Origin of the sequence: Azospirillum griseum, from assembly GCF_003966125.1 — a bacterium.
In the GTDB taxonomy this organism is placed as follows: Bacteria; Pseudomonadota; Alphaproteobacteria; order Azospirillales; family Azospirillaceae; genus Azospirillum; species Azospirillum griseum.
The window spans coordinates 55,931-78,568 of the sequence record NZ_RXMA01000015.1 but is presented as its reverse complement, the minus strand read 5'-3'; the positions used below and the strand labels follow the sequence as shown (position 1 = coordinate 78,568).

Below are 22,638 nucleotides of genomic sequence, written 5' to 3'. Positions count from 1 at the left end.
ACGAAGCGGCCTGATCCTACGGTCAGGCCCTTCCAGCCATCCGGCGGCCAACCGACGGCCAACAGACGGAATGATCCCGCCGGAACCCTGGCGGCTGGCCGGTTCACCCCGCCCCTATCCCCTTGTGGAGCCGTCATGACCGACCTTGCCATTTCCTACACCGATGTTGTGGCGGCGGCGGACCGCATCACCGGCATCGCCAACCGCACGCCGGTGATGACCTCGACCACCGCCGACGCCCAAAGCGGCGCGCGGCTGTTCTTCAAATGCGAGAATTTCCAGCGGACCGGTGCGTTCAAGATCCGGGGGGCGGCCAACGCCATCGCCCAGTTGCCCGCCGACCGGCGCGCGGCCGGGGTCGTCGCCTTTTCCTCCGGCAACCACGCCCAGGCCATCGCGCTGGCGGCCCGGTTGCAGGGGGTGGCATCGGTCATCGTCATGCCGCAGGACGCGCCCGCATCCAAGATCGCCGCCACCCGCGCCTATGGTGGCGAGGTGGTGCTGTACGACCGCTACGCCGGTCCGGCGGACCCCGTGGCCAACCGGTTGGTGGAAGAACGCGGAGCCACCCTGCTGCCGCCCTTCGACCATCCCCACATCATGGCCGGTCAAGGCACGGCGGTGAAGGAGTTGATTGAGGAGGTCGGGCCGCTCGACGTCATCCTGATCCCCACCAGCGGCGGCGGCCTTCTGTCGGGTGCTGCGGTGACGGCGCAGGCGCTCTCCCCCGGCTGCCGGGTGATCGGGGTGGAGCCGGAGGCCGGGAACGACGCGCAGCAAAGCCTGCGCAGCGGCCGCATCGTCCGCATCGACGCGCCGCGCACCATCGCCGACGGGGCGCAAAGCCGCTGCGTCGGCCAATTGACATTCCCGGTGATGCAGCGGCTGGTGTCGGACATCGTCACCGCCACCGACGCCGAACTGGTCGAAACCATGGGTTTCTTCGCCCGCACCATGAAAATCCTGGTGGAGCCGACCGGCTGCCTGGGCGCGGCGATTGCCCTGGGCCGCAAGATCGATCTGGCGGGCCAGCGGGTTGGCGTCGTGCTGACCGGCGGCAACGTCGATCTGTCGCGCTTTGCCACGCTGGTTCACGCGGCGGCCTGACCGGCCCAGGTCATCCCCCTTTCCATTCCTGTCTGCCCCATCAGGGAGCCACCCATGCGTTTGCCCATCTATCAGGTTGATGCCTTCACCAACCGCGTCTTTGCGGGCAATCCGGCGGCGGTCGTGCCGTTGGACCAATGGTTGCCCGACGACCAGCTTCTCGCCATCGCGGCGGAAAACAACCTGTCGGAAACCGCCTTCTTCGTCCGGCACGAGGATGTGTTTGAAATCCGCTGGTTCACCCCGGCGGTCGAGGTGGAGTTGTGCGGCCACGCCACGCTCGCCGCGTCCTTCGTCATCGCCACCCTGCTGGAGCCGGGGCGGACGCGGATGGATTACCTGACCCGCCAAGCCGGAACCCTGACGGTGACGCGCGAGGGCGACGTCTTCACCCTGGATTTCCCCTGCCGCCCGCCGGTCCCGACCGACAACCCCCTGCCCGCCCTGCGCGCCGCGCTCGGCGGCCCCGCGCCGGAAGCCATCTTTGACGGGCGCGATTATCTGGTCGTCTACCGCAGCGAGGAGGAGGTGCGCGCGCTCACCCCCGACATGATGGCGCTGGCCAAGATCGACACGCACGCGGTGTGCGTCACCGCGCCGGGCCGCGACGGGGTGGATTTCGTGTCGCGCCTGTTCGCCCCGGCCCAGGGCATCCCGGAGGATCCCGTCACCGGCTCCACCCACTGCACGCTGATCCCCTATTGGGCGGAACGGCTGGGCAAGACCAATCTGGTCGCGCGGCAGGTGTCGGCCCGTGGCGGCGATCTGGCCTGCACGCTGGCGGGCGACCGGGTGAAGATCGGCGGCAAGGGCGTGCTGTATCTGGAAGGCACGATCACCGTCTGACCGGGTGTGCCGGCAATACCCAATCGCAGCGCTGCGATTTGTGCGGTGGGAATCCGGGGGCGAACGCGGTATGACTGGCCGCTTGTTCGTCCCCGTTCCCGTTCGACCTTGCCGGAAACCGTCATGCTGACCGCCCCCCACCTGTTCGCCCACCGTCCCGACCGGAGCGTGCGCCCAAAGCCCGCGCCGTTCCTGCCGATGTCGCGGGCGGAGATGGACCGGCTGGGCTGGGACCGGTGCGACGTCATCATCGTCACCGGCGACGCCTATGTCGATCACCCCAGCTTTGGCATGGCGATCATCGGGCGGTTGCTGGAATCGCAGGGCCTGCGCGTTGGCATCATCGCGCAACCGGATTGGAGCAGCGCCGAGGCCTTCCGCGTTCTGGGCGCGCCGCGCCTGTTTTGGGGCGTGACCGGCGGCAACATGGATTCGATGGTGAATCACTACACCGCCGACCGCCGCCTGCGCCACAACGACAGCTACACCCCCAACGACGAGGGCGGCAAGCGCCCCGACCGCGCCGTCACCGTCTACGCCCAACGCTGCCGCGAAGCCTTCAAGGGCGTTCCGGTGGTGCTGGGCGGCATCGAGGCGTCCCTGCGCCGCATCGCCCAATACGACCATTGGAGCGAGAAGATCCGCCGCTCCGTCCTGATGGATTCCAAGGCCGACATGCTGGTCTATGGCAACGCCGAACGCGCGATCATCGAGATCGCGCAACGCGCGCTGGCCGGGGAATCGATCCGCGAGATGACCGACATTCGCGGCACCGCCATCATGCGCAGCGGCGTGCCGGAGGGATGGACCGAGATCGACAGCAGCTCCATCGACGACCCGACCGTCACCGTGTCGCCGCGCGCGCCGGGGGCCGACCGCATGGTGGTGCGCCTGCCCTCTTACGAGCAGGTCAGCGCCGACAAGGTGCTGTACGCCCATGCCAGCCGGATTCTGCACCAGGAAAGCAACCCCGGCAACGCCCGCGCCCTGATCCAGCGCCATGGCGAGCGCGAGGTATGGCTGAACCCGCCGCCGATCCCGCTCGAAACCAACGAGATGGACGGGGTCTATGACCTCGCCTACGCCCGCGCGCCGCACCCGGTCTATGGCGACGCGCGGATTCCGGCGTGGGAGATGATCCGCTTTTCGGTCAACATCATGCGCGGCTGTTTCGGCGGCTGCTCCTTCTGCTCGATCACCGAGCATGAGGGCCGGATCATCCAAAGCCGTTCCGAAGCCTCCATCCTGCGCGAGATCGAGCTGATCCGCGACAAGACCAAGGGCTTCACCGGCACGATTTCCGACATGGGCGGGCCGACCGCCAACATGTACCGGCTGGCCTGCAAGGACAAGGAAACCGAATCGGTCTGCCGCCGCCCGTCCTGCGTCTTCCCCGACATCTGCAAGAATCTGAACACCGATCATTCCTCGCTGGTGCAGCTCTACCGCAAGGCCCGCGCCGTGCCGGGGGTGAAGAAAATCCACATCGCGTCCGGCCTGCGCTATGACCTCGCCGTGCGGAACCCGGAATATGTGAAGGAACTCGTCACCCACCATGTCGGCGGCTATCTGAAGATCGCGCCCGAACACACCGAACCGGGGCCGCTGGGCAAGATGATGAAGCCCGGCATCGGAGCCTATGACGAGTTCAAGCGGATGTTCGACAAGGCCGCGAAGGAGGCCGGGAAAAAGCTCTACCTCATCCCCTATTTCATCGCCGCCCACCCCGGCACGACGGATGAGGACATGATGAATCTCGCCCTGTGGCTGAAGCGGAACGGCTTCAAGGCCGATCAGGTGCAAACCTTCCTGCCCTCGCCGATGTCGCTGGCGACCGCCATGTATCACAGCGAACGCAACCCCCTGCGCCCGGTCCGCCGCACCGGGTCGGAGGAGGTGCAGACCGCCAAGGGCCTGCGCCAGCGCCGCTTGCACAAGGCGTTCCTGCGCTACCACGACCCGGACAACTGGCCGATCCTGCGCGACGCCCTGAAGGCGATGGGCCGCAGCGACCTGATCGGACCGGGCGAACACCAGCTCATCCCCGCCTGGCAGCCGGTGGGGGCGACCGCCAAGCCGCGCGAAACGGGTCCGAAGGGCGGCGGCCTGAAAAGCACCGCGAAGACCGGCAACGTCCCCACGCCAAGCGGCAAGGGAACCACCTTCCTGACCCAGCAGGCGGGCAAGGGGCGGCGCAACACCGGCCCGCGCCGCTGATGCCGAAGGCGGCGGAAAACCGCCGCCCGTCCGTTCAGAAGCAAGTCAGGGCAAACCGCTCAGGGCGCGGAAATCGTCAGGGTTTCGTAAGCGATCTCAACGCTTTCCACCGCCACCTCGTTGCCGTCATCGGCGGCACCGGCCTGCACGCCCGCTGCGCTCAGGCTGGTCGGCACGGCGTTGGTCAGCGTCCAGCGCAGCGTCGCCGCCCCGGTCGGGTCCAGCCGATCCACCAGAAGGGTGGCGGGTTCGGCGCTGCCGCCGCGCACCGCCGCCACCCAGGCCTGCGCGTCGTCACCCACAATCACCCCCTCAAGCAACGTCACCACCCCCGCCCCTTCCGGGGCTGAGGCGGGCAGGCCGACGACCAAGCCACGCGCGTCCTGAAACACCGGCCGCCCCGGAAACCCCGTCACCCGATAGCCGCCGGTCGCCCCCACCCTGTCCGCTTGGTTGGTCATGATTGCCCCATTTGCACCATTGAAGTTGCAACGGTACCGTGATGACGCCAAGACAGACAAGAGGACAACATACGCATTGCTCGCCACCAGCGGATCCGGTCTGTCATCCACATCCCTCGTCGCCCCACATTGGCAAGAGGATAACCGTTGCTCCAGCCACTGAGCGCCGTGCGCGGTTCCCACATCCCCGGCGCAGCCCTCTGTTTCATGAGTGGTCCATGAAACAGAATGCATCAGGCCGTTTCCGGTTGGACGCATCCTGTTCCAGTGTTCACTTCACCGAGTTGTCTGGTTCGCCATCCTCTGAATATGAAACCGTATTGGGCGCTCTATGCCTTGATTGATCGAGCGGATTCATGCGTCAAATCGGTTCTGACCCAACGCAATCTTCTTTATGCCCCTGCACGAGCCGTGTTCATGTTGATCGCAAGCTGAACAACGTTTTGACCCGTTGTTTGCTCGTACCAATCAACGGTGATGCAGTTGATCGTGTTCGTTTGAGCGCTGTCGAGGCCATTGAGAAAGTTGGGCAAACCGTTGTTCGCCGTCACCGCCAAACCTTGCAGCGCGGGCAGCGTCCCCGACGCGCCTGACAATTGATTGACAACATCCGTGATGGCGTCCTGCGTCTGGCACGTCAGACACCACGACAAACGCCCCAAATTCCCGCTTGTCATCTGCCCCATCGCTTGCTCCGCAGCCGATGACAAAGCGGTGAGGGAGTCGGTTCCGTAATCACCATTGGGAAACGCCGTGTATCCAACGCTGTTGAAGAGAACGGAATCATAGGAAATGCTCGGATAATCCCCATTCAACACCAACACTTTGTTGCTTCCGCCCGTCAACGAACCGATGGTGCTGGTTGCGAGGGACAAAAAGGGATCGGTCCCAGCAGAAACAGACGGAGGTTCATAAAGCGCGCCCTTCGGCAAATTGGCCGAAATCAAATTCGCCAAGGACGTGGCCTCGACGGACCCGGATGCGATGTTCAGGTGAGACACCACCAGAACAATCAGTTCACTGGCTGTGGTGTTGGCGTTGATGAACGCACTGACATCCGAGAGAACCTGAGAAAAAGAACATCCGCAAAGCCCATGCTGGATGTAAAATCCATTGAGGTTCGTATCCCAATACACCCGGAGATCAAAATATCGGATTCCGTCATTCAATTGCTGCAGGATGGTGTTATCCTGTGATCGGGACATATCATAGGCCACATCCATGACCATGTTGTACATACTCTGACCAAGGTACAGATAGTTCAAATTAGAAAAACCATCCTCGCTGTTTTTTTCATTGATTGGGTTTAGAAGATTTGGCATGCCTGGAAGCGGATTGCTCCAAGGAGCGCTCCCGTTCGCCGGGGCCGATCCACTGTTGATTTGCCATAGAAAATTGATGTTTCCATAATTGATCTGGGAAAGAACCCCTCTCTGTATCGAGTAACTCCCGCTATCATGGGTCCCAGGAAGAACTATTTTCCCAATCTCAAGAGACTGAACAGAAGAGTTGCTCATCCAAGTCGCGTTTGACATCGTAAAGATCCTTCGTGAATTGTTGATATTTCATCGCTTGTTCAAATATTCTTCAATGCACCGGATATGTAATTGTTGATTGCATTGATGATTGCGGCATTCAATACACCATTGACATAATTTCCAGCAGAACTTCCGGTCAGCGCGCTAAGGGCCGCAACACCAACACCAGGGAGCACAATGGCAAGGATCGCTTCCAGAACAAAACTGCTGCTCACCGACCACCCGGGAGTGCTAACTTGGAACAGATCAACTGTTATGGAAGGATTTGCGGTTCCTTCAGAATTTGTTGGATAGTTGACTTGGAATCCCACATAAACATAGAGAGGATCTGCGCTTATGGAGAATGACGTGGATGCTATGCTGGCTGTTGCGTCGATCGTTGCGTTGTTGATGCAGAGCATCAATCGAGCGTATGCCGAATTCTGGGATGTTGGAAACAGAGAGCCATAATAACAATTTACAGACGCGCTTTCCGAAATGCTGTTCAATGTTATGGAGACACTTCCCAAATCAAAAGAGATTTTCCCAGAGTTGATCCAGGATATGATTGATGGTAAGTTGGCCGAGAGAACGCCGTTTATAACAGGGGGTACGTTTTGCGGACCCCAGCAGTAATGAAAATTTGATATTGACCCAATTCCAAGAGTTGAAACAACTGGTATATCCGTGTCCGCTTCGAAAAAGCAAAAATTTGGATCGTTACCAGACCCATTGTAACCCAATTTATAAGCACCGCTTCCAAGATAGAAATTCGCCCACCCAGCACCACCATTTCCAATGGCAAACCATGACTGCTCAATTCCAGTCGTTTCAACTGTAAAATTTGTTGATGAAAACCCATTTATGTTTGTATCATTGGCGATGAGACCATCAATATTATTGTCTGAAGTGGTTACATTCATGGCCGTTGGCCAATCATTGTTCAGATATACGTTAGCAGAAGTCATACTTCCCTCGTTCTGTGCGTTATTTACGGTGATATACTCATAGCCGAAATCCGTATTGATGGATTTCTGATGCATATTTTCTATCTATTTGGATTAGACCATAAGAAATTTTATTTTTATAGAAGCTATAATGAATCATATTTCTCTTAAAAAGAGTTTAGTTCGACTAAAATAGGCCATAAATAACATTATGCATCGAAATGTGATTTTTAAAAGCTCTGGATATGGAATTCGGAACACCATGCCCAAACTGAAATACAGCGCACAGCACGCTCAGCGTTTATTGATCAGACGGATTCACGCGACATACTGATTTTAATTGACCGTGATTGTCTCAAAACAGACACCCACACTCAGTGTTACTCCCAACTCAACACTGCCAACTCAATCACCCCTTTGAACGCAATCCATAAAACCCGGCTTGACAATGGTTCCACGGCGCTCTTACTTCCAAACCCCATCACCCCCCCACAAAGCGCGGTGTGCAGGCGCGCTGACAAGGATGTTCGTCCAGGTTCAGCACCGGCAGCAGGCCGGACAGGCGGGCGTTGGCGGATTTGGGGATGCAGAGCAGGTTGATGCCCATGCCACGGGCGTGGATGCGGGTTCCGTCGTCGACGAAGCCGGTGGCGTAGAGCGGTTCGGTCACGCCGAAGAAGTTGGCCGGGTTGTGGAAGGACGGCAGGAACCAATAGCACTCGTAATCCAGGCTGTGCAGCGTCGCCAGCAGGTCGCGCGACCGGTCCAGCCGGTCGTTTTCCACATAGAGCGCCGGGCGGTGGGTGGCCAGCACGCCGCGCGCGCCGGTCAGCACGTCGGCCTCCATCCCCTCCACGTCGATCTTGATGAAGCGCAGCTTGGGGTGGGTGAAGGCGGCGTCGAGGCGTTGGATCGGAACCGGGCGGTTGCCGGGCAGATCGGCCAGCGCCAGGGCACCGTAATTGCCCTCCGCCTCCATCGCCACGTCGGCGATCATCAGGGTTTCGTCGCGGGCACCCAGGCCACCTTGGACGGCGTCCACCCAGGTCAGGCTGTTCAGCGCCAGATTGGCGCAGAGGGTTTGAAAATTCAGCCGCACCGGCTCATAGGCCAGCACCCGCCCGGTCGGGCCGACCATCCGGGCCAGCGGAACCGTGTGCGCGCCGATGTTGGCACCGACGTCGATCACCACGTCGCCCGGCCGCAGGAACTGGCGGAACAGCGCCACCTCCTGCTCGAAATACTCGCCGTAATAGTCGAGCGAGCGGCCAACGATGGAATCGTGACGGTTGACCAGCATGTGGCCGTGGCGGGTGGCAATCAGGCGGTTGTCGCCGCGCTCGCCCAACAAATCCGTCGTCATTCCCGCTTCTCCGCTGGATGGGGGTCACTCAACAGCCGGTCCACCTGATCGCACAGGTCGGTCGTCACGCAGGCCCAATCATTGTCGCGCCGACCGATCCACCAATGCCACAGCCGATCCCGTTCCTCCACCAGCGCGCCCACATCCATACGGCGCAGCAGATGGTCGAGGTTGTCGGCGTTCTCCTCCTGCCGGGCGGGGTCGTAGCTCCAGCACAGGCGGGGGTTCCCGGCCCCGTCCCACCACTCCTCGTGGCCGTAGGGGATGTGGCCCGCCGTCAGATACTCCCACATGTTGATCGGCCCGGTTTCCGAGAAGGAGGTGTTGCCGACGAAAAAGAAGTTCTTCAACAGGAAGCGGGCGAGGTCGTCGTTGCTTTTGTCGATGTAGGGGGCGATGGAGAAATCACGGTTCTCGGCAAAGCCCAGGCGGCGCAGCAGGGCGATGAGTTCGGCGGAATTCTTGCGCGGCCCGCCGTGATAGACCAGCATCCGCGCCCGGTCGGGCGGCGGTTCCGCGCCATAGAGGCGGCTGAAAAACGCCTTGTCGATGGGGTGGGGGTGCAGCGACACCCGCCCGCCGGTCAACCCACTCAGATAATCCCAACAATCGGCCACGCACGGATCCCGGTCGGCCACCCGCCGACGGGTGATGTCGTTCACCAGCACGATCCGGGCGAATTGGCCGTCCAACAGGCGGTAGGCGTCGGCCACCGGATCGAGCGGCGCGTCGTAGCCAAAGCGGCGGAAGGCGGAAAAACGCCATTTGTCGTTATCGAACGTGTCGTTGTCCAACACCACCGAGCGTTTCCAGTCGGCCAACGCCGGATGGGGCAGAAAGCTGACGAAGGCGTCCTGCCCGCGCAGGAGCGGCGGAGCGCCCCACGGCGCGAAGGACACCCGGTCGCCGAACCGCTCCACCAACGCCCGGGTGACGAAGGACGACAATTGCGCGTGCCAATGGCGGTTGGCCGGGTAGGCATCGGGCAAGGCCGGAAAGCTGACCACCACCGAACCGGAACGGGCGGTCTGGCGCGGTGGCTGGTGGATTGGTTGGGGGGTCGGTTGCGGGGTCGGCGCGTCGTCCCAACCGGGGCGCGCCCGCAGGAATGCGGCGATGGAGTCCGCCGCCGCGTCGGGCGCGATGCCGGTGATGCAATGGGCCGTCGCCGCGCGGCAACCGTCGCCGCAGGGGGCAATGGCGCGGGACGGTTGCAACACCAGCGCGGCGTCGGACCAGGGGCGGAACCGCTCCGGCGCGTGGGGGTTCAGCGGGTCGCCGCCCTGGGGGTGGCAGGACAGCACGGCCACCGGCGTGCCAACCGCCGCCGCGATGTGGGCCGGGCCGGAATCCATCGCCAGCACCGCGTCCACCGCCGCCAGCAGCGCGGTCAGGCCGCGCGGGTCGGTGGCCCCGGTGCGATCCCACAGCGGGCAGAGCGGGGCCAGCGCCCGGGCCAGCGCCGTCGCCCGCGCCGCGTCCGCCGCAGCGCCGACCAGCACAACGCCGTCGATCCCGCCTCGCTCCACCAGCCGCGCGACCAGCGCGGCCAGCAAGGGGATGGGGTAATTGCGGCGATCGCTGGCGGTGGTCGGGGCGAGGACCAGCAGGCGGCGGGGCCGTTGGGTCCAGGGCGGGCGGGCGTCCGCGTCGGTGCCGACGCCCGCCAGTTCGCCGCGCGCGCGCTCCAACTCTTCGGCGCTGGGGTACAGTTCCACCCCCTGGCCGGGATCCCGCCCGCCCAACGCGTGCAGCAGGGCCAGCGCGCCGTCCACCTCGTGCCGCGCCGGACCGGCGGGCAGAATGTGGGTGTAAGCGGCGTCAAAGCCCCGGTTGGCGTCGGCCTTCCACGGCGTGGCCTGTTCGGAATGGGCCAGACGGATCGGCGCGCGACTGGCCGCCGCCAAGGTCGCCGCCCCGCCCTTGTCAAAATCAAACCGCGCGGTCACGGCGATGTCGAACCCGGCGCGGAACGCCTCGGCGAAGCGTTGCAGATCGGCGGGGGTGCGGCCCCGGAAATTCAACGCCCCGCCCGCGCCGTCGCCGGTCGGGCTGACCACCGCGTCGACATGCGGACAGCCCTCGGTCAAGGGGACCACGGACGCGGACACCACCAGATGGATGGCCGCCTGCGGCGCGCTGGCCCGCAAGCCGCGCAGGAAGGGGGTGGACAGCACAAAGTCCCCCAACTCGTCCAGCTTGATGACCAGGATACGCGCGGCCTTGCGCAGCGCGTCCGCCGGAATGCCGGGCAAGGGGGTGTCGGACACTGGGCTGTTGGGCAGGGGGATGGAAGGGGAAACGCTCGGGGCCACCTCCTCCGCGCCCACGGCGAAGGCCACCGGCTCCTGCCCCGCGCACCAGCGCCGCCACGCGCGGCGGCAGGCGGATTCGACCGCGCGGGCGTACCCTTGCTCGTCCATCAGAGGCGACCGCGCCATCCGCCCGCGCACATCGGCGCGCTGGGCGTCGAAAAACGCGCGGTCGGTCGCCAGCCGGACGCCCAGCGCCAGATAGGCGTCGTCGCTGTCGGCCACCAGCCCATCCAGCCCGACCGCGCCAAGGAAGGACGCACCCCAGCGCGAAATCATCGCCCGACCGCTGCGGTTCAGCACCGGCACGCCCATCCACAGCGCGTCACAGATCGTCGTCCCGCCGTTGGCGAAAACGGGATCCAGCGCAACGTCGATGCGGGTGTAATCCTCGTACGGGTCAGGAGTCAGGCCGCGCAGCAGCAGCCGGTCCGCCCCCACGCCCTGCGCGGCGAACGCGGTCAACAGCCGTTGATCGAGCGCCCCGCCGCTGCCCAAGCCCCGCCATTTCAACAGCAGCCGCGCGGTGGGAACCGCCCGCAGCAGCCGCGCCCACAGGGCGATGGTGGCGTCGTTGACCTTGGTGATGTTGTTGAAGGAGCCGAAGGTGAACACCCCGTTCCGCTCCACCGGCGGACGGGCGGGCGGGGCAAAGCCGGACTCCGCCGGGCGGTAGCACAGGACGCAGCCGGGCAGGCGGATCAACCGCTCCGACCGCAGGGCGTCGGTTCCCGCCGGGGCGATGCGCGGGTCGGCGAACTGATAGTCCATCACCGACAGGCCGGTGCTGTTGGGGTAGAGCGGCAGGCTGATGTGGATCGGGGCCGGGCGGTGGAAAAACAGCGTCATCCGGTTGCGCGACATGTGGCCGTCACAGTCGATCAGCACGTCGATGCCGTCGGCGCGGATCAAGGCGGCGAGATCGGCGTCGGTCAGGCCCGCGCAATCGCGCCAGCGGTCCGCCGCCGCCTGGAACCGCGCGGTCGCCGCGTCGCGGACGGTGTCGTGGTAATAACACGTCACCTCCACCGCCGCCCGGTCATGCCCCTCGATCAACGGCAACAGGAAGTGATAGCCGGGGCCGGGGTAGCGCTGGAAATCCGGCGACAGATAACCGATGCGCAAGCGCCGCTCCGGGTTGCGGTCGGTCGCGGCGAAGGTCGGGGGTGGAACGGCAGCGGGCGCGGCGAAGCGTTCAAACGCCCGGTGTTCGGCGAACACGTCCTCCAGATCGGCGGTCTCATCAAAACACAGGCAGAACAACAGGTTGGAGCGGATGGCGGCGTCGCCCGGAACCCGTTCCAGCGCCGCGCGGAAGGCCGCCGCCGCCTCGGCGTTGCGGCCCAGCGCCATCAGCGACACGCCGAGATTGGAGCGCGCCAGCGCCTCGTCCGCGTCCGCGCCCAGGCGCAGGGCGCGCTCGAACAGCGGGATCGCGCGGTCGTGGGCGTTGGCCTCCAGCGCGTGGGTTCCCAGATTGATCCAGCCGGTGACGCTGTCGGGGGTCAGCGCCAGCGCCCGGCGGTGCCAGCCCCCGGCGTCGTCCCGCCGCCGCGCCTGATGCAGCACCGACCCGGCGTTCACCGTCACCGCTGCATCGTCGGGGGCGAGGTGGGTGGCCCGCAGCGCCGCCGTCACCGCCGCGTCGTTCCGCCCCAGCGCCGCCAGCGCCAGCCCCAGACCGGACCAGCCGACCGGTGCGGCGGGGGACAACGCCAAGGCCAGACGGAAGCCGCCAACCGCCGCCGCCGCATCGCCCCGCCCGTGCCACCGGGCCGCCAAAGTCAGCGCGGTGGCGGGATCCGGGCGCTGCCGCAGCGCGCGGACCAGCCACACGGCCCCCATGTCCCGGTGATCCCCCGCCGCCAAGCCCCCGACTGCCAAGCCCCCCACCGCCAAACCGTTGCCCAGGATGGCCAGCGCGTCGGCCTGATCGGGGACCAGCGCCAGCAACCGCCGCGCCGCCGCCGCCGCGCCCACCGCATCACCCAGCGTGTGGCGCAGACCGGTGATTTGCTCCTGCGCCGGGATCAACAGCGGGGCGACCGCCGCCACCGCCTCGAACGCCGCCAGCGCGGCTTCCGTCTGCCCGGCGTCGCGCAGCGCCGCCCCCCGGTTGTAGGCCGCTTCGGTCAAGCCGGGGTCGAGCGCCACCGCCCAGCCATACAGGCGCGCCGCCGCCCCCGGTTGCCCGGAATCATAGAGGGTGTCGGCCAGACCGGTCAGGCCGCCCGCGTCGGCGGGCAGCAGCGCCAGCGCGCGGCACAGGGCGTCCACCGCCGCGCCCGGTTGGCCAGCAGCGTTGCACAAGCGCGCCAAGCTCAACCAAAAACCCGCCTGCCCGCCGTTGGCCGCCAGCGCCTGACGCACCAGCGCCGCCCCCGCCGCCGGATCGCCACCCTGCCCCTTGACCAGCCCCAGCAGATGCAGCGCGTCGGCGTGACCCGGCTGCCGCCGCAAGACCTGCTCGTACAGCGGCCCGGCCTCGGCCCAGCGCCCGGCCTGATGCAGAGCCACGGCGCGGGCCAGCAGGGCTTGCGCGTCCGCCGCAGGCTTCAGGCGGTTGGTCGGCTTCATGCGCGCGGCGGCTCCGTGATGAGGGTGGGCGGATAATGCTGGGGCGGGATTGGTGATTGCAAGCCATTCGGGTGCCGCCACCCCCGCCCACAACAGCCCGCGCATGACTGCCCCGCGACATACGCCGCACCGCAGCGGCGGGGTTGCTGGCTACACTTCAGGCCCTGAACCAAACCGCTCCGGTCAAGGCCCGTCCCATGCGTTTGATTGTCCTGCTCGGCCTTGCCGGATTCGCCAGCGCCTTTTCCCTGCGCACCACCGATCCGCTGCTGGCGCTGATCGCCGCCGATCTGCACGTCACCATGCAGCAGGCGGTGTTGTTGGCCTCGGCCTACACCCTGCCCTACGCGCTGATGCAGATCGTGTTGGGGCCGGTGGGCGACGCCATCGGCAAATCGCGGCTGATCCGGCTGGCCTTGGTGATTTTGACCATCGGCCTGACCCTGTCGGCCATCGCCCCCAGCTACGCCACCGTCTTTGCGTCCCGCATGTTGGCCGGGGCCTTCGCCGGGGGGATCATCCCGGCGTCGATGGCGCTGATCGGCGACCGCGTGGCCTATGAGGAGCGGCAGATCGCCATCAGCCGCTTCCTGCTGGCGGTCATTCTCGGCCAGATGTCCGGGTCGGTGGTGGCCGGATCGTTGGCGGAGCTGGCGGGCTGGCGCGTGGTGTTCGGGCTGGCCGCCGGCTTGACGGCGCTGGTCTGCGTCGCCACCGTGATCGGCCTGCGAGGGGAGGTGGAAAAGCGCTCGCCCCTGTCGCTGGCCGACGCGCAATTGCGTTATGGGACCGTGCTGACCAACCCGGCCTCGCTGATCGTCTTCGCCACCGTGGCGGCGGAAGGCATCCTGATCTTCGGCCTGTTCCCCTTCGTCGCCCCGATCCTGCAAGAGCATGGCGCGGGCGGGGCGTTCGAGGCCGGGATGACCATCGCCGGATTCGCCATCGGCGGCGTGGTTTACAGCGCCATCGTCCGCCGTCTGATCCAGCGCCTGGGCCAATGGGGCATGATGCAGGCCGGGGGCCTGTGCTGCGCCCTGGCCTATTTCGTCGCCGCCTTTCCGGTTCCCTGGCCGGTGGTGTGCGGAGCCTTCCTGCTGGCCGGTTTCGGCTTTTACATGCTGCACAACACCATGCAGACCCAGGCAACGGAGTTGGCCCCGACCGCGCGCGGCTCGGCCCTCGCCCTGTTCGCCTCGTCCTTCTTCCTGGGGCAGGGGGTGGGGCCGGTGGTCTATGGCGCGCTGGTCCACCACACCGGCTTTCCCGCCCTGCTGCTGGGGGTGGCGGCGCTGACCGCCGCGCTGGGGTTTGTGTCCGTCCGCCTGATCCGCCGCTGACGCCAGGGACGCGCGCCCGCACCGGAACCGGGCAGGTGCGGAACACACCTCACAGGCAGGGGCGGATGTAGGGCTTGTTCGCCTCCCACAGCTCATCGAGGATGGCGACGGCGGCGGTGCTGGAGGTGATGACCGGGTCGATCAGCAGCGCTTGCAACGCCAGCTCCTTCGACCCGCGCAAGGCCGCCTCCACCGCCAACTGCTGCACCCCGGCCTGAACCGACAGCAGCTTGACGATGGGATCGGGCAGGCGGCCCAGCGACACCGGATGCACCCCGGCGGCGTCCGCGATCAAGGGGACCTCCACCGCCAATTCATCGGGCAGGCCGGGCACCACACCCCGGTTGACGACGATGCCGGATTCGATGAAGCGCTTCTGGTTGTGCAGAATTCCGGCGATGACGGCGACGGCGCGCTCGCCCCAGCTTGGCTTGGTCCAATCGTCGGGAATGGCTTTGCTGCCGTCGATCACCCCGTCCATCAAATCCTTCAGGATGACGCGGCCCCGCTCGTCGTTCTCGAAGTCAAAACCATGCTCGCCGCCCTCCCAGCCATAGGGCAGATACTCGCCCATATGGTCGTCGCTGCACGTCACCCACAGGCCGAAGGCGTGGAACAGCCGCCGGGTCAGCGGGGTGAAGGCGGGGTCGTGGGTCTTTTCCCGCTCCCGCAGCAGGGGGTAGAGGTCGCGCCCGCTGGAACGTTCGCGGATCGCCGTCAGCCATTGGAAATGGTTCAGGCCCGCGCCCCAGACATCGACCTCCTTTTCCGCCATGCCCAGAATCTGGCAGACGAACCAGCGGGCCAGGAAAATGCCGTGGCACAGCCCGATGGAGCGCACCGACGTGCAGCGCGACAGCCCCAGCACGATGCGGCTTTCCGGGTTCGACAGGTTGATGAACAGCGCGTCGGGGCAGATCGCCTCGACGTCGCGCACGATGTCGACGATCAGCGGCAGGGTGCGCAGGGTGAAGAACAGCCCACCCGGACCGCCATTTTCGCCCAGCGTGTGGCGGATGCCGTGCTTCTTCGGCACCTCGAAATCCAGCTTCCACAGCCGGTTGCGGTCGATGGCGATGGCGCACAGGACAAAGCCCGCGCCGACCAGCGCCGCCTTGCGGTCGGTGGTCTTCTCGATGGTGATGCGGGCGTCGCCCTCGCGGTTCAGCACCTCGGCCAGCGCGGCCATGCGGTCCAGCGCCTCGGGGTTGGTGTCCACCAGCGTCAGGGTGCTGCCCGCCAGTTCGCTGGTGGAAAACAGATCCTGGAACAGGCTCAGGCCAAAGGCGGCGCTGCCCGCCCCGATGAACACGATCTTGGTGGTGTTGGTCATCGGCGTTTCCTTCCACAGTGGGGCCGCCTGCATGAAATCCGCCCGTGAGTGGCAACGGTGCGTAAGGGCGGCGGCCCCGTTCTTGTTCGCTTGCCCATCAGCCTACGCCCATCCCCGCCCGCTGCCCAGATGGGAGCGGGCCGCCCCCGCTGCGACCGAACGCCCTGCGCCCGCACGCCGCAGCCCCCGCGCAACCCATGGCGTCGCCGCCCGGCTTGGGGCATGCTGAACGGCAAAGGCAAAACCGTCCGTGGGAGGACAACGCCATGCCATCCTTCACCTTTCCGCCCGGATTCCGTTGGGGTGCCTCGACCTCGTCCTACCAGATCGAAGGGGCGCTGGACGTGGATGGGCGCGGCTCCTGCGTGTGGGACCGCTTCACCGCCCAGGGCCGCATCCAGGACGGGACCAGTGCGGCCACCGCCTGCGACCATTACCACCGCTTCCCCGAGGACATCGCGCTGTTGAAGGCGGCGGGCTTTGACAGCTACCGCTTTTCCATCGCCTGGCCGCGCGTCCAACCGACCGGAACCGGGGCGGTGGAGCCGCGCGGCCTGGATTTCTACGACCGGCTGGTCGATGGGTTGCTGGAGGCCGGGATCACCCCGATGGCCTGCCTGTACCATTGGGACCTGCCGCAGCCGCTGGAGGACGCCGCCGGGCCGCAGGGCGGCGGTTGGCAGGGGCGCGACATCATCGGCCCCTTTGCCGACTACGCCCGCATCGTCGCCGCCCGGCTGGCCGACCGGGTCAAGGAATGGATGATGCTCAACGAACCCAACGTCGTGGCCATCTTCGGTTATGGCGTCGGGGAGCACGCGCCGGGGCACACGCTGGGCGAACAAGGGATCCTGCGCGCCCTGCACCACCAGAATCTCGCGCAAGGGGCGGCGCTGCGCGCCATCGCGGCGGAGCATTCCGGCCTGACGCTGGGGACCGTGCTGAACCTGCAACCCAGCGTGCCCGACAGCGACAAGCCGGAGGATGTGGCCGCCGCCGCCCGTTGGGACGCGGTGTGGAACCGGGTGTCGCTGGACGGCGTGCTGCGCGGCGAAATCCCCGCCCTGCTCGCCGAAAAAATGGACAGCTTCGTCCTGCCCGGCGACCGCGAGGCGATCCGCTACCCCATCGACCTGTTGGGCATCAACTACTACTCCCGCATGACGATGAAGCATGAGGAGGGCCATCCCTTTGATGTGTGGTGGGGGGAGGCGCAATGCCGCCGCTGGACCGGCATGGCCTGGCCGGTGCAGCCGGAGGGGCTGTATGATCTGTTGAGCGAGCTGCGCACCGGCTATGGCAACCCCGCCGTCTTCATCGCCGAAAACGGCTGCGCCTATGACGACGTCGTGGCGGAGGATGGCCAGATCCACGACGCCGAGCGGGTGCTGTATTTCCGCGAGCATCTGGAATCGGTGGCCCAGGCGCTGGCCGAGGGCTGCAACGTCACAGGCTATCTGTGCTGGAGCCTGCTCGACAATTTCGAATGGGCCTATGGGTTGGCCAAGCGGTTCGGCGTGGTCCGGGTCGATTACGACACGCAGAAACGCACGCCCAAGGACAGCTACCATTTCCTCAGCGCGGTTGCGAAAAGCGGGAGGCTGTAAGGTTTTGTTGGTTCTGCCCCTGTACTTTCGACCAGCCGCATCCTATTCGTTTGTCATACGGAGGATCGCAGAAACAGCCCGGACCGCGCGATGGACAGCCTGACCACCCCGCCCGGCGGCACCCCCGCCGCCCGCAGCTTCACCCGCCGTTTCCTGGATTTCGCCGGTGGCTATTGGACCGGCGAGCAGCGGGTGACGGTGTGGTTGCTGACCATCGCGCTGATCGTGCTGACGGTTGGACAGGTTGTCGTTCCGGTGCTGATCAACATCTGGAGCGAACAGCTCTTCGACGCGCTGGAACAGCGGTCGATGGACCGCTTCTACACCATGATCGGCGCGGTGGTGGTCATCATCGGCTACAACATCGTCAACGCGGTGCTGCATCTGCTGGTCAAGCGGCGGCTGCAACTGGGCTGGCGGAAATGGCTGACCCAGAAGCTGCTGGAGGACTGGTTGCGTCGGGGCCGCCACCACCAGATCGCCTTCCTGCCCGGCGACCATGACAACCCCGATGGCCGCATCGCCGAGGATGTGCGCATCACGGCGGAAATGGCCATCGACCTTGGTCATTCGCTGACCTATTGCGCCATGCTGCTGGTCAGTTTCACGAACATCCTGTGGATGCTGTCCGGGCGGATCACCGTCACCCTGTTCGGCAGCGATCTGACGGTGCCGGGCCATCTGCTGTTCATCGCCCTGATCTACGCCGCGATGGGAACCACCATCGCCCTGCTGGTCGGGCAACCGCTGGTCCGCGCCGTCAACCAGCGCCAGCATTACGAGGCGGATTTCCGTTTCGGCTTGGCCCGCGTGCGCGAGAACGGGCAGGCCATCGCCCTGCTGCACGGGGAGACCGCCGAACGCAAGAGCCTGACCGGCCTGTTCGCCGAGGTGGCGACCGGCTGGCACGGGCAAACCCGCGCGTTGGGCAACATGATGCTGTTCAGCGCCACCTATTCGGTGCTGTCGGCGGCCTTTCCCATTCTGGTGGCCGCCCCGCGCTACATCGCCGGGACCATCTCGCTCGGCGTGCTGATGCAGACCTCGCAAGCGTTCCAGCAAACCGTCGGCGCGTTGTCCTGGCCCATCGACAATCTGGCCCGCGCGGCGGAATGGCGGGCGTCGGTGGAACGCGTGCTGAATCTGCACGACGCGCTCGGACGGTTGGACCGCGACATCTGCGGTGTGGCCGACAACCACATCGCCGTCGAGCGATCCGAGGACAATCACAACCTTGTGTGCAGCGGCGTGCGCATCCACGAACCGGACGGCAAGCCGCTGGTGGAGCGGTTCGACCTGACGATCCAGCAGGGCGACCGGGTGTTGATCGTCGGCGACGCGGCGGCCACCGTCCGCCTGTTCCGCGCGGTGGCGGGGGCGTGGCCGTGGGGCAGCGGACACATCCGCCTGCCGTCCAACACCCGCGTGTTCTTCATCCCCGAACGGCCCTATCTGCCGCACGACAGCTTGCGCGCGGTGCTGGCCTATCCCGGTTCACCCAACCCGGCGGGGGACGACGCCGCCAAGGCGGCCCTGCGCGACGTCGGCCTGCCCCACCTGGCCGACCAGCTTGACCACACGGAGGAGTGGGACGAAACCCTGTCGGTCCCGGAACGCCAGCGCCTGAGCTTCGCCCGCCTGCTGATCCGCCGCCCGGATTGGATCTTCCTGGAGGACGCCACCGACTCCCTGGATCTGGACAGCGAGGAGGAGTTGCTGGCCCTGCTGCACCGGAAATTCCCGCAGGCCACGGTCCTGACCATCAGCAACCACAACGGCCTTGCAGCCCATCACACCCGCAAGCTGGTGCTGGACCGGCGCAACGGCAGCGTCACCCTGCGGGAAGTGCCGCAGGACGCCGTCATCAACGACAGCGACACCACCCGCCGGGGCCGCCGCAGCGTCCGGGCGTAACAGACGGAAATTTTACGGAAAACGTCTTACGGGCGGCGCACGCCGTTGATGATCTCCGCACGGGCGACGACATCAGCCAGCGGCTCCACCACCACCGACATGGTGAACACGGTGGCGTGCAACAGGTGGCGGTCGTCCAGCATCAGCCCGACATGGCCGGGGAAAAACACGATGTCGCCATACTGAAAGGCGACGTCGCGGCCATCGTCGGAGATCCAGGCCCCCAGCCGGTCGTCCTTGCGCTGCATCCCGCTGCTGTGGTGCGACACCACCCCCGCCGCCGCCATGGCGGTCAACACCAGCCCGGAGCAATCGATCCCGAACGCGCTGCGCCCGCCCCAGACATAGGGCGTTTCCAGAAAGCGCAGGGCGGTGGCGATGTGGTCGCGTGCGGGCGGCGCGTCGATCGGCTCCAGCCATTTGGCGAACACCCACAGCCCATCGCCCACCCCGACCCAGCCGTTTTCGGCCCGGCCATCCAACCGCAGCAGCGAACCGACGCTCAGCGTGCCGACCGGCGGGGCCTTGTGGGTGGGGGCCGGGTGCAGGTCGGCGCGCAGAGCGCGGACGCGGTGGGTGGTGATGACCGGCTCGGCCTGCGGCGTGTCCGGCGGCAACCAGCCGACGTGACCGTCAAAGCCGTTTTCGACCCGAAACCAGCCGTCCCGCTCCTCCAACACATGAAACACCTCGCCGCGCAGCATTTCGCTGGTCTGCGGCACGCCCGCGCGCGCCTCCTCCAACAGGACGGCGTGCGGGGCGGTGATTTGACGGATCACGGGCGGCATGGCGGGCGGTTCCAGAGCGGGAGAAAGGGGGTAACGGGCGGGCGTCAGCCCACCGGCGGGGCGGTCAGGCGGACGCTGTCGCGGTCGGCCATGCGGGCGTGCCACGCGGCCAGCGCCGGACGGCCCTCGCGCCAGGGTTCATGCGCGAAGCGGAAATCGAGATAGCCGAGCGCGGCCAGCACCGCCAGCGTCCCGATGGTCACAGCCTCGCCCAACCCAGCGGCCTCGGCCTCCAGCAGATCAAGCGAACGGGCGACCGCCAGCCGTTGGCGCTCGCTCCACCCGGCGGATTTCTCGCCGTCGGGGCGGTTGGCCTCCAGGCGGCGCAGGATCGCCGCGTCGCACACGCCATCGGCGATGGCCTGGAGCCGGAGGGCCGCCCAGCGCGCCGGGCCGACCGCCGGGAACAGGGGCGCGGCGTCGCCCAGGCTGTCGAGATACTCGGCGATCACCGGACTGTCGAACAGGACGGTTCCGTCGGCCAGGGTCAACGCCGGAACCTTGCCCAGCGGGTTGCCCTGGGGCAGATCGGTGTCGGCCGACCACGGATCGGTCGGCTGGCGGGTGATGGCGTCGGCCAACCCGCGTTCGATGGCGACCATCATCACCTTGCGCACAAAGGGGGAGGTGGCGCTCCACCGCAACGTCATCATGGGACCGGCTGTCCTTTCAGAACTGGACATGGAAGGGGAACGGGATGGCGCACATGTCAGAACCGGTCCTTGCGGGCGCGAAGCTCGGCAAAGACGCGGTCGGGCGATGATCCAACCAAACCGACCGCCGCCGCAACCCCTGGATCGTCGGCGCGCAAAAACGGGTTGGTCGCCTTCTCCACCCCCAACAGGGTGGGGACCGTCGGTTCGTGGCGGGCGCGCCGGGCGGCGATCTCCTCGGCCCGGGCGCGCAGGGCGGCGTTGTCCGGGTCCACCGTCACCGCGAAACGGGCGTTGGACAGGGTGTATTCGTGGGCGCAGCAGACGCGGGTGGCATCGGGCAGCGCGCGCAAGCGCAGCAGCGACTCCCACATCTGGCCCGGCGTGCCTTCGAACAGCCGCCCGCAGCCCAGCGCAAACAGGGTGTCGGCACAGAACAGCGCCTCGTCCTGCGCGAACCAATAGGCGATGTGGCCCAGCGTGTGGCCGGGTGTGGCGATCACCTCGGCGCTGGTCCCGCCAAAGGCCACCCGGTCGCCGTCGGCCACCGCCCGCCCCAGCGGTGGCAACCGGTGGGAATCGTGCCCGGCCCCGACGACCAGGGGGGCGTAACGCTCCACCAGCGCGGCCACGCCGCCGGTGTGGTCGTTGTGATGGTGGGTCAGCAAAATCAGGTCCAGCCCCCAGCCGCGCCGCTCCAGCTCCGCCATCAGCGGGGCGGCGTCGCCGGGATCGACCGCCGCCACCTTGCCGGACGCGGGATCGCGCAACACATAGAGGTAGTTGTCGGCGAATGCCGGAACCAGAATGATCTCCACAACGGCGAACTCCCTGCTGTTGCGCTGCAAACCGTGCTAGGCTCGGGTCATCATGTACACCGATATCGTCGATCTGCGGGAGTTCTACGAGTCCGACCTGGGGCAAATGTCCCGTCGGATGATCCGCCGTCGCATCCGCGCCATCTGGCCGGACCTGCGCGGGCAGATCGTGATGGGCATCGGCTACACCACTCCCTATCTGCGCCCCTTCATCGGCGAGGCCGACCGCGTCGTCTCGGTGATGCCCGCCAGCCAGGGCGTCACCTTCTGGCCGCCGGAAGGGCCGGGCATGGTGGCGCTGGGGGACGAGGCCGATTTGCCCTTTGGCGACAACACCATCGACCGGGTGCTGCTGGTCCATGGGCTGGAAGGCACCGAGCAGCTGCGCCCGATGATGCGGGAGATTTGGCGGGTGCTGGCCGGGGGCGGACGGGTGTTGACCGTGGTCCCGAACCGGCGCGGTCTGTGGGCGCGGGCCGATTGGACCCCGTTCGGCCACGGCTTTCCCTATTCCGCCTCGCAGCTCAAACAGGTGCTGCGGGAGGCGATGTTCGTGCCGGAACGCACCGGCCACGCCCTGTTCATGCCGCCGCTGCGCTCCCACGTCCTGCTGAAGACCGCGCCCGCCTGGGAAGAGGTCGGCGGGCGCTGGTTCAAGGCCTTCGCCGGGGTGACGATGATCGAGGCGTCGAAGCAGATCTTCGCCGGGGTGTCGTCGCGCCGCGCCGCCAAGCAGCCGACCAAACGCCGCCTGATCGTGCCGCTGCCCGGCGGTGCCGCCCCCGCCGCCCGCGATCACGCGGACGACGGGGCGACCACGGCGTCTTAGAACAAGGTC

Annotated in this window: 16 protein-coding genes; 7 read left to right on the top strand and 9 right to left on the bottom strand. The window is 66.3% G+C overall.

Annotated features, from left to right (window positions below):
* Window positions 1-135: 135 nt before the first annotated feature.
* From EJ903_RS15990 to EJ903_RS15980, 3 genes are all read left to right on the top strand, one after another.
* Window positions 136-1,107 carry a threo-3-hydroxy-L-aspartate ammonia-lyase gene (locus EJ903_RS15990; RefSeq protein ID WP_126617211.1) on the top strand — a complete coding sequence of 324 codons (972 nt, stop codon included), beginning with the start codon at window positions 136-138 and terminating at the stop codon, window positions 1,105-1,107.
* 54 nt (window positions 1,108-1,161) lie between these two features.
* Window positions 1,162-1,953, top strand: a complete 792-nt coding sequence (locus EJ903_RS15985) for a PhzF family phenazine biosynthesis protein (RefSeq protein WP_126617209.1) — start codon at window positions 1,162-1,164, stop codon at window positions 1,951-1,953.
* Window positions 1,954-2,076: 123 nt separating this feature from the next.
* A complete protein-coding gene (locus EJ903_RS15980) occupies window positions 2,077-4,170 on the top strand; it encodes a YgiQ family radical SAM protein (RefSeq protein WP_126617207.1) in 2,094 nt (697 codons plus the stop codon).
* A gap of 59 nt (window positions 4,171-4,229) precedes the next feature.
* Here the strand turns inward: EJ903_RS15980 and EJ903_RS15975 are convergent, their stop codons facing one another.
* From EJ903_RS15975 to EJ903_RS27690, 5 genes are all read right to left on the bottom strand, one after another.
* A complete protein-coding gene (locus EJ903_RS15975; RefSeq protein ID WP_126617205.1) occupies window positions 4,230-4,631 on the bottom strand; it encodes a phage tail protein in 402 nt (133 codons plus the stop codon).
* A 392-nt stretch (window positions 4,632-5,023) separates the two neighbouring features.
* Window positions 5,024-6,166, bottom strand: a complete 1,143-nt coding sequence (locus EJ903_RS15970) for a PI-PLC domain-containing protein (RefSeq protein ID WP_126617203.1) — start codon at window positions 6,164-6,166, stop codon at window positions 5,024-5,026.
* Window positions 6,167-6,207: 41 nt separating this feature from the next.
* Window positions 6,208-7,191 carry a hypothetical protein gene (locus tag EJ903_RS15965; protein WP_126617201.1) on the bottom strand — a complete coding sequence of 328 codons (984 nt, stop codon included), beginning with the start codon at window positions 7,189-7,191 and terminating at the stop codon, window positions 6,208-6,210.
* 385 nt (window positions 7,192-7,576) lie between these two features.
* Window positions 7,577-8,458: an FkbM family methyltransferase gene (locus tag EJ903_RS15960; RefSeq protein ID WP_126617199.1), complete on the bottom strand. Its 882-nt coding sequence runs from the start codon at window positions 8,456-8,458 to the stop codon at window positions 7,577-7,579.
* A complete protein-coding gene (locus tag EJ903_RS27690; RefSeq protein ID WP_281274762.1) occupies window positions 8,455-13,347 on the bottom strand; it encodes an O-linked N-acetylglucosamine transferase family protein in 4,893 nt (1,630 codons plus the stop codon). Before EJ903_RS27690 ends, EJ903_RS15960 begins: the two co-directional genes overlap by 4 nt.
* A gap of 197 nt (window positions 13,348-13,544) precedes the next feature.
* On the opposite strand from EJ903_RS27690, the gene EJ903_RS15945 reads away from it, so the two are divergent.
* Entirely contained in the window at window positions 13,545-14,687 is a 1,143-nt protein-coding gene (locus EJ903_RS15945) for an MFS transporter (RefSeq protein ID WP_126617197.1), read from the top strand.
* A gap of 49 nt (window positions 14,688-14,736) precedes the next feature.
* On the opposite strand, the gene EJ903_RS15940 is transcribed toward EJ903_RS15945, so the two are convergent.
* Window positions 14,737-16,020: a family 4 glycosyl hydrolase gene (locus EJ903_RS15940; protein WP_126617195.1), complete on the bottom strand. Its 1,284-nt coding sequence runs from the start codon at window positions 16,018-16,020 to the stop codon at window positions 14,737-14,739.
* Window positions 16,021-16,286: 266 nt separating this feature from the next.
* Between EJ903_RS15940 and EJ903_RS15935 the strand changes: the two genes are divergently transcribed.
* Complete coding sequence (locus EJ903_RS15935; RefSeq protein WP_126617193.1) at window positions 16,287-17,627, top strand: GH1 family beta-glucosidase; 1,341 nt, start codon at window positions 16,287-16,289, stop codon at window positions 17,625-17,627.
* Window positions 17,628-17,717: 90 nt separating this feature from the next.
* A complete protein-coding gene (locus EJ903_RS15930) occupies window positions 17,718-19,541 on the top strand; it encodes an ABC transporter ATP-binding protein/permease (RefSeq protein ID WP_126617191.1) in 1,824 nt (607 codons plus the stop codon).
* 26 nt (window positions 19,542-19,567) lie between these two features.
* Here the strand turns inward: EJ903_RS15930 and EJ903_RS15925 are convergent, their stop codons facing one another.
* From EJ903_RS15925 to gloB, 3 genes are read right to left on the bottom strand one after another with little or no spacing between them, the layout of a single operon-like run.
* Window positions 19,568-20,329, bottom strand: coding sequence for a C40 family peptidase (locus EJ903_RS15925; protein WP_126617189.1), 762 nt, complete (start codon window positions 20,327-20,329; stop codon window positions 19,568-19,570).
* Window positions 20,330-20,373: 44 nt separating this feature from the next.
* The gene (locus tag EJ903_RS15920) at window positions 20,374-20,982 is read right to left on the bottom strand and encodes a glutathione S-transferase N-terminal domain-containing protein (RefSeq protein ID WP_377006434.1); all 609 of its coding nucleotides are present in this window, start codon (window positions 20,980-20,982) and stop codon (window positions 20,374-20,376) included.
* A gap of 56 nt (window positions 20,983-21,038) precedes the next feature.
* The gene (gene gloB / locus EJ903_RS15915) at window positions 21,039-21,800 is read right to left on the bottom strand and encodes a hydroxyacylglutathione hydrolase (RefSeq protein WP_126617187.1); all 762 of its coding nucleotides are present in this window, start codon (window positions 21,798-21,800) and stop codon (window positions 21,039-21,041) included.
* 52 nt (window positions 21,801-21,852) lie between these two features.
* Here gloB and EJ903_RS15910 point away from each other — a divergent pair, with 52 nt between their 5' ends.
* Window positions 21,853-22,629: a methyltransferase domain-containing protein gene (locus EJ903_RS15910; RefSeq protein ID WP_126617185.1), complete on the top strand. Its 777-nt coding sequence runs from the start codon at window positions 21,853-21,855 to the stop codon at window positions 22,627-22,629.
* The last annotated feature ends 9 nt before the right edge of the window (window positions 22,630-22,638 follow it).